Origin of the sequence: Burkholderia sp. Ac-20392 (assembly GCF_017104585.1) — a bacterium.
Taxonomy (GTDB): domain Bacteria; phylum Pseudomonadota; class Gammaproteobacteria; order Burkholderiales; family Burkholderiaceae; genus Burkholderia; species Burkholderia lata.
On sequence record NZ_JAAGPB010000427.1, the window covers coordinates 1 to 7,566 of the forward strand.

Annotated in this window: 6 protein-coding genes and 2 pseudogenes; 5 read left to right on the forward strand and 3 right to left on the reverse strand. The window is 66.5% G+C overall.

Going from position 1 to position 7,566, the window contains the following annotated elements; all coding sequences use genetic code 11:
• Window positions 1–188 precede the first annotated feature (188 nt).
• The 3 genes and pseudogenes from G3N99_RS31050 to G3N99_RS31060 form a co-directional block, all read left to right on the forward strand.
• Window positions 189–752 (forward strand): annotated as a pseudogene (locus G3N99_RS31050) (FAD-dependent oxidoreductase); the annotation flags it as partial.
• A gap of 45 nt (window positions 753–797) precedes the next feature.
• The gene (locus G3N99_RS31055) at window positions 798–1,328 is read left to right on the forward strand and encodes a hypothetical protein (protein WP_206124292.1); all 531 of its coding nucleotides are present in this window, start codon (window positions 798–800) and stop codon (window positions 1,326–1,328) included.
• Window positions 1,325–1,918 (forward strand): peroxidase-related enzyme, encoded by a 594-nt coding sequence (locus G3N99_RS31060; protein WP_174938326.1) that lies wholly within the window; start codon window positions 1,325–1,327, stop codon window positions 1,916–1,918. Before G3N99_RS31055 ends, G3N99_RS31060 begins: the two co-directional genes overlap by 4 nt.
• 109 nt (window positions 1,919–2,027) lie before the next feature.
• Here G3N99_RS31060 and G3N99_RS31065 read toward each other — a convergent pair whose 3' ends face one another.
• Together G3N99_RS31065 and G3N99_RS31070 are read right to left on the reverse strand one after the other, a co-directional pair.
• A complete protein-coding gene (locus G3N99_RS31065; RefSeq protein ID WP_241011937.1) occupies window positions 2,028–2,678 on the reverse strand; it encodes a methyltransferase in 651 nt (216 codons plus the stop codon).
• Between the two features lie 430 nt (window positions 2,679–3,108).
• Window positions 3,109–3,540 carry an Lrp/AsnC family transcriptional regulator gene (locus tag G3N99_RS31070; protein ID WP_006479718.1) on the reverse strand — a complete coding sequence of 144 codons (432 nt, stop codon included), beginning with the start codon at window positions 3,538–3,540 and terminating at the stop codon, window positions 3,109–3,111.
• 301 nt (window positions 3,541–3,841) lie between these two features.
• Between G3N99_RS31070 and G3N99_RS31075 the strand changes: the two genes are divergently transcribed.
• Both G3N99_RS31075 and G3N99_RS31080 read left to right on the forward strand, forming a co-directional pair.
• On the forward strand, window positions 3,842–4,921 hold the full coding sequence (locus tag G3N99_RS31075) for an ornithine cyclodeaminase (RefSeq protein WP_206124293.1): 1,080 nt from the start codon (window positions 3,842–3,844) through the stop codon (window positions 4,919–4,921).
• A gap of 59 nt (window positions 4,922–4,980) precedes the next feature.
• Complete coding sequence (locus G3N99_RS31080) at window positions 4,981–5,982, forward strand: arginine deiminase-related protein (protein WP_206124294.1); 1,002 nt, start codon at window positions 4,981–4,983, stop codon at window positions 5,980–5,982.
• 153 nt (window positions 5,983–6,135) lie between these two features.
• On the opposite strand, the pseudogene G3N99_RS31085 reads toward G3N99_RS31080, so the two are convergent.
• A pseudogene (locus G3N99_RS31085) lies at window positions 6,136–7,566 on the reverse strand (molecular chaperone DnaK); the annotation flags it as partial.

Below are 7,566 nucleotides of genomic sequence, written 5' to 3' on the forward strand. Positions count from 1 at the left end.
GCAAACACCACCGCCGCGCGACAGCGTGCTGCGCGTGTCGCGTCACGAGCATGCGCATTTTCATGCGGGCAGCCCGATCGAGACGCTCGCGGAACACGCCGGCGGACTCGACGTGACGACGCCGCGCTGCCGCTACACGGTCGCCTTCCTGATCTTCGCGACCGTCTTTCATTCGGCCTGGACGGCCCGCGCTGACATCGCAAACACCACCGCCGCGCGACAGCGTGCTGCGCGTGTCGCGTCACGAGCATGCGCATTTTCATGCGGGCAGCCCGATCGAGACGCTCGCGGAACACGCCGGCGGACTCGACGTGACGACGCCGCGCGGACGCTACACGGTCGACTTCCTGATCTTCGCGACCGGCTTTCATTCGGACTGGACGACGCGCGCGGAATTCGCGTCGTTCGGCGCGCACGTGCGGCGCTGGAAGGACCGCTATCGACCGGAGCCGGGCACGTGGATCGACGAGCTCGCCGAGTCGCCCGATCTCGGCCCCGCGTTCGCATTCCAGGAGCGCGAGCCCGGCACGTGCGCGGCCATTACGCGAATCCACTGCTTCAACCATGCGGCGAGCCTGAGCCACGGCAAGCTGTCCGGCGATATCCCGGCCATCAGCGCGGGCGCCAGGCGGCTCGCGCGCGGGATTGCGAGCCGGCTGTTCGACGCCGACCGCGATCGCCACTACGACGCGCTCGTCGCGTACGCGAACGCCGAACTGCAAGGCGACGAATGGCGCGACGCCGGCGCGTGAGCGCACGCTCATCGATCACACTGACGACGAAGGGAACCCGAAACGATGACTGAATCCATCACGCCGGCCGCTGCGCCGGACACGATCGACGCGGTAGCCGGCCTGCGCGAAGGCGATGCGGTCGCCGCGCTGCGCCGCGCGCGCGACAAGGTGCTGCTTCATACGCGGCTGAGCGAAGCTGCGCTGTTCGATCCCGCGCTGCCCGATCTTTCGTTACCCGAAAGACTGCACGCGGCACGGTATGTCGCACACAAGTCGAATGCGCAGGCATTGGCCGACACCTATCGCGCACGACTGATCGACGCAGGCGGCACGCTCGACGAGATCGCACGGGCTGACGCCGATGCGTTCGACGCGCTGCCCCGCCGCATCGGCGCGATCCTGGCGCATGCACGCCTGCTGACGCGCGCCCCTGTCGACGCACGCCCGTCCGATCTCGACGCGCTGAAGTCGGCCGGACTCACGACGCCCGCGATCGTCGCGCTGTCGCAGCTCGTCGCGTTCGTCACGTATCAGTTGCGCGTCGCCGTTGCCGCGCAAGCGCTTCGGGCACGTACCGCCAGGGAGGTCGCATGACGACGACCGCCCACGGCTTCACGTCGGACACGCTCGGCTGGCGTGCGTGGCTCGACACCGTGTCGCTCGATGCCGCGACGCCCGATCAGCTTGCCGTGCTCGAAGCGAGCCACCCGCAAGCGAAGACGTCCGATTATTACCTGCTGCTCGTCCATCTTCCCGAGATCCTGCGGCAACGTTCGGGCGTATTCAACGCGATCATGTACGGCCCTGGCGGCCTGTCGCGCGCGGAGCGCGAACTGGCGAGCACGGCCGTGTCCCGCGTGAACGGCTGCGTGTACTGCGCGTCCGTGCATGCGCAGCGCTTCGCGCAGCTCGCGAAACGCACCGATGCGATCGAGCAGGTGTTCGACGATCCGGCGACGGCCGGCACGACGGCGCGCGAACGCGCGATCATTCGCTATGCGATCGCGCTGACGGAGCGGCCCGATACGGTCGACGCGAGCGATATCGCCGCGCTGGAAGCCGAAGGGCTGACGCATGAGGAGATTCTCGACCTGTCGCACGCGGTCGCGATCTTCGCGTGGGCGAACCGGTTGATGCTGACGCTGGGCGAGCCGGTGTTTCCGGAGCCGGCGGCCAGCGCGTGATCACGTGGCGGTACCTGCACTTTTACGGGTGGCCGCCCCGATCGCGGTGCGGCACCCCGCGCCCATGTGCTTCATCGACGACGCGGATTTCGGGCGCTCGGCATTCGCGTCAGAACAGGCCCGGAATCAGCCGGTACCGCACCTTCTCCTTGTACGCGCGATAATCCGCGTCTTCCGACAACACGCGTTCCTCCAGACTGATGCGCCCGATCTGCAGCAGCATCCAGCTGGTGATCATGAACACGTTTCGGGGACTGTAGTTCGCGAGCACGAAACCGATCTCGGACAACAGGTAGGCGGCATAGATCGGATGACGCACGAACCGGTACGCGCCGACCGAAACGACCCCGCGATTGGCGGGCAGCAGACCGAACGAGCGCCCCAGTGAAAGCTTCGCGAACAGCTGAAACGCAATCCCGCACAATTGCAGGCTTCCGCCGGCCCACTCGGGAATCAGTTGTGTACTGGCGTCCAGCTGATAGGTGAGGCAGTAGAACGAACCGCCAAGGGAAAAGCACACCGCGACGGGATGCCAGTCGCGCCGCTTCGGCAATTTCGCGAATGCCGACAATCCGACGGTCAAGACTGCGGAAACCAGCAGCAGGATCAACGTGATCCGGCCTGGATTCTGGCGCCACGGTATGTAAATCAGATAGACGAATACGCCCAGCACGGTCACCGAAGCCACGCGAGCGCCAAGTTCAATCAGATCGATCGACTCCGACTTCGACTTCCCATCCGCGACTGCAGCATGCGGCATCAGGGCCGCTTGCGCGCATTCTCCCCGCCCCCCTGCATCCTGTATGGCCTGTTTCATCTTATCGCCCCGTCATTTATTGCGGCTTTTTTATATTGCCGTTTCAGATTAGCATGCCCACCCCATTGAAGCAGATCAAAGTTCTGACTTTGTGACGTTGATTGGTGTAAGTCCCGAGAACACGGGCAAATGGAAAACGGGAAGGGTTGAATGTCGCAGCTGCCGGACAATACGCAGCGCACTCTGCTCCTCAATCAGGCGAAATAATTCTACTTTCCGTAAATTGATTCGCTTGCATTCGGAATGAATCGGGGCCGGGTAAACACCACGTACGCGATGGCTGTGATCGCAACGGCACAACGACGCCCAGCCAGGAACTTCGCACCGGCACACCCTTTTGCACGGCCGCCGCTGCGTCGCCTGCATGCCCGCGTCACGCCTTGTGCGTCGACAGCAAGATACTCGTCTCGGTATTCGCGATCCCGTCGATCAGCCGGATCGCGCCGAGCACGCGATCGAAGTGCTCGAGCGAATCGGCATGCAGCTCGGCGACGAGATCCCAGCGCCCGTTGGTGCTGTGGATCGACGCGACGTTCGGATGCCCGCGCAGCACCTTCACCACTTCCGCGCCGCGATTGCCCTGCACGGCGATCGACATCAGCGCGCGGATCCGGTGCCGTTCCGCCGCCGGCTTGAGCCGCACCGTATAGCCGACGATCACGCCGTTCTTCTCCAGCCGCGTCAGCCGGTTCTGCACGGTCGCGCGCGCGACGCGCAATTCCTTCGCCAGCGCGACGACGGGCAGTCGCGCGTTGTCGCGCAGCAGCGCGATGAGCTGCCGGTCGACGTCGTCGAGCGTGATCATGAGCGGAGCTTCCTGTTGAACGTATACCGGCCGCCAGCGTGCCGGAGGCTGCACATTCCGACCAGTCGAACTTGGTCAAACTGCCAGATCGGGCCAGCATTTTGACAAGTCTATCGATAAATCTGCCACTTTTGCCGTCTTTTTGTTGGCTCGACTCGCCGAAATAATGATGCTATCGACCGGCCGAACACGCCGCTCCGCCGCTTTTCATCAAGCCTGAGCTCACGCCGAAGCACTCGTCAGGTCGACCAGAACGCCAGGGACACCCGTCCCGGCACTGAGAGAATATGGAGACAAACGCATGACCCGCTTCCTCGACGTTCCCGCCACCGCCCGACTGATCGCCAAAACCGGCGTCACGACGTTCCTCCGCGAGCTCGTCGACACGCTGCGCGCCGATTACCTACAGTGGGCCGACTTCGACAAGTCGCCGCGTGTCGCGTGCCACTCGCGCGACGGCGTGATCGAACTGATGCCCGTCGCGAACGCGTCGCTGTTCGCGTTCAAGTATGTGAACGGCCACCCCGTCAACGCCGCGCGCGGGATGCACACGGTGATGGCGTTCGGCGCGCTCGCCGAAGTCGATACCGGCTACCCGCTGCTGCTCGCCGAACTCACGCTGACCACCGCGCTGCGCACGGCCGCCACGTCGGTGCTCGCCGCGCAAGCCCTCGCGCGCCCCGATTCGCGCACGATGGCGCTGATCGGCAACGGCGCGCAGAGCGAATTCCAGGCGATCGCGTTCCACACGCTGCTCGGCATCGAAGAAATCCGCGTATTCGACGTCGATCCGCACGCGACCGACAAGCTCGTGCAGAACCTCGCCGCGTACCCGGCGCTGCGCGTCGTACGCGCCGCGTCGACCGCCGACGCCGTGCGCGGCGCCGACATCGTGACGACCGTCACCGCCGACAAGGCGTACGCGACGATCATCACCGCCGACATGATCGAGCCCGGCATGCACCTGAACGCCGTGGGCGGCGATTGCCCGGGCAAGACCGAACTCGAAGCGGGCGTGCTGTATGCGGGCCGCGTGTTCGTCGAATTCGAGCCGCAGTCGCGCATCGAGGGCGAGATCCAGCAGATGCCGGCCGACTTCCCCGTCACCGAGCTGTGGCGCGTGCTGCAGGGCGAGACGACCGGCCGCGAACGCGCGGACGAAGTCACGGTGTTCGACTCGGTCGGCTTCGCGCTCGAGGATTACTCGGCGCTGCGCTACCTGTATGCGCTCGCGCAGCAGCACAACGCAGGCGTCGAGATCGCGCTGATTCCGCCGGCCGTCGACCCGAAGAACCTGTTCGCGCTGATCGACGACCCGGCCGCGATCGCGCAGGGTCACGCGGCGTACGTGACCGAAGCCGTCGCCGCGTTCGCGCGCTGACCGTCATCCCCGGGCGGCCCGTGCGCCGCCCGGCCCCTTGCCTTTCGCTCCTGCCTTCCATGAATCTCGTATCGATCCAGGCGCCGGCCGCCGTCGTGATGATCCGGCCGCACCGCTTCCTGCCGAACCCGCAGACTGCGGCCGACAATGCCTTCCAGCGCACATCCGGCGGCGCGGCGAACGACACGTCGTCGGTGTCGGCCGCCGCGCGCGACGAAGTCACGGCCGCGGCGCAGACGCTCGCCGACGCGGGCGTGCGCGTGCACGTGTTCGACGACCACGGCGAGCGCGACACGCCCGACTCGGTGTTCCCGAACAACTGGTTCTCGACGCACCCGGGCGGCCATGTTGCGCTGTATCCGATGTATAGCGCGAACCGCCGCCGCGAGCGGCGCGCGGACGTGATCGAGATGCTGAAGGCCGAGTACCGCGTGCAGGACGTGATCGATTATTCGGGCCTCGAATACGACGACGTGTTCCTCGAAGGCACCGGTGCGATGGTGCTCGACCACGTCGCGCGGATCGCGTACACCGCGCGTTCACGCCGCGCCGATCCGGTCGCGCTCGAACGCTTCTGCACGAACTTCAATTTCGAGCCGATCTGCTTCGATACGGCCGATGCCGACGGGCGGCCGATCTATCACACGAACGTGATGATGAGCGTCGCGACCGAGTTCGCGATGGTCGGCCTAGAACTCATTGCCGACAGCCGACGCCGTGAAGAAATCGCGCAGCGGCTGGCCGAAACCGGGCGCACGGTGATCGCGCTCGATGCATCGCAGATCGCTAATTTCGCGGGCAATACGCTGGAATTGTCGGGCAAGGAAGGGCGGGTGCTCGCGCTGTCGCGGCGCGCGTACGATTGCCTCACGCCGGTGCAGCGGGCGACGATCGAGCGGTCCGCACGGCTGCTGCCGCTTGATGTGCCGACAATCGAACTGGCCGGTGGGTCGGTGCGCTGCATGCTGGCGGGGATTCATCTCGCACGGCGGTCGGCCACGCCGAGCGTGACAGCAGTGGAATCGGCCGCATCGCCACGCGAGACGACGCCACAGATCTGACCGGCAGGCTGACAACGCACATACGGCTGCCGATGCGATGCAACGGCAGCCATCCGCGTATTCGAAGGACGTTGAATCGGCGAGCGTCAGCCCGCATCGGCAACACCGCGAAATACTCTGGCATCCGAACGATGCCAGAGCATACCGCGCCACTCACCCCGCGAGCAGCTTCAACCCCGCCGGCAGCGTTTCGCCGAACACGCGCACCGTGTCGGCTTCGTCGAACGCAATTGCTTCGCGCACCATGTCGATCCACGCCGTCGACGCATTCGCGGCCGACAGGCGCTTGATCACGGCCTCGCGTGTGTCATCCGGCAGGTCGCGCGAACGGTCTCCGGTCATCCGCGCAATCTGCGCGACCGCGAACGCGGCCGGTTCGACCTGTTTCCAGTCGAGCGCAAACAGCGCATCGAGCCAGCCGTTGGCGACTTCCGCCGGCACGACGCTGTGCGCGCTGCCGTAGAACGGCCGGCGCGCGCCGATGCGCCCGAGTGCCCACGCGCACAGCGCACGGTCGGCGGGCTTCTGCAATTGCGCGATCAGCCGCGCGGCCAGTTCGACCTTGCGTTCGACGGGCAGCCGCTCGAGCGACGCGGACAGCCGTGTCATGTCGGCCGGCCCGACCTTGCCCGGATCGAACGGCAGCTTGCGCCGCTTGTCGTCGGTCGGTTCGAGGAATGCGATTGCATCGCGCACCTGCGTCTGCGCATCGTCGTCGAGGCCGCCGGCCACGCGCCGCCACAGCGTCCACCACTCCGACCACACCTGCCCGTCGGTCACGTATTGAATCCCGTCGTCGAACAGCGGCCACAGCTGCTCGATGCGCCACGCATCGAGCGGATGGCCGAAGCCCGGACGCAGGCAGTACCCGGCGAGGTTCAGCCAAGCACGTTCGTGATCGGCCGAGCGCCGGCGTCGCCGTGCGCGCGCGAGCAGTGCATCGAACAGTTCGCGCGCGAGCTCGACGTCCCACGCCTCACGCGCGCCGAGCACCTGTTCGAGCTGCGCGCGCAGCCGCCGCGTGTCTTTCGGCGTGACGCCGGCGGCCTTGCTGCCGAACGAGCGCTCGATCAGTTCGATCGCCTGGTCGAGACGCGGATGCCGCGCGAGCGCAGCGTCGTCGCCCTGCGCGGGCGCGTCGCCGCGCAACTGGAATTCGAGCCGCCAGCGACGCGCCGCATCGTCGGTCGCGATGCAGTGCATTTCGAGCGTGCCGACCTCGGTCAGCGACGCGGTGAGCTTCACCGGCGTTTCGCGCGCATCGCCGCCCGCTTTCGCGTCGACGACCGTCGCGATCGGCGGCAGCCGCACGAAATCGCCGCCGTCGAGATCGACGAGATCGCCGGGCCGGTATGCCGTTTCAGCCACCGTCGACACAAGGTGGAAACGCACTGGCTGCCCGAGTTGCAGCGCGAACGTGCGATCGTCGAGCCGGATCTCGTGGCCCTCCTCCGCACCGCGCGGCAGCAGGCAGACGCCGCGCGCGGCCGCGCCTTCGGCAGCATCGTCGAGCACGAGGAAATAACTGCGCGCGGAACCGCCGCCGATGCGCGGCGCATGCCCCGCACGCGCGAGCCCGTAGGC

What these genes read in the sequence shown, in the direction of transcription:
- G3N99_RS31055 (WP_206124292.1), top strand. Translation starts at nt 798, where the DNA reads ATGACTGAATCCATCACGCCGGCCGCTGCGCCGGACACGATCGACGCG.
- G3N99_RS31060 (WP_174938326.1), top strand. Translation starts at nt 1,325, where the DNA reads ATGACGACGACCGCCCACGGCTTCACGTCGGACACGCTCGGCTGGCGT.
- G3N99_RS31065 (WP_241011937.1), bottom strand. Translation starts at nt 2,678, where the DNA reads ATGCCGCATGCTGCAGTCGCGGATGGGAAGTCGAAGTCGGAGTCGATC.
- G3N99_RS31070 (WP_006479718.1), bottom strand. Translation starts at nt 3,540, where the DNA reads ATGATCACGCTCGACGACGTCGACCGGCAGCTCATCGCGCTGCTGCGC.
- G3N99_RS31075 (WP_206124293.1), top strand. Translation starts at nt 3,842, where the DNA reads ATGACCCGCTTCCTCGACGTTCCCGCCACCGCCCGACTGATCGCCAAA.
- G3N99_RS31080 (WP_206124294.1), top strand. Translation starts at nt 4,981, where the DNA reads ATGAATCTCGTATCGATCCAGGCGCCGGCCGCCGTCGTGATGATCCGG.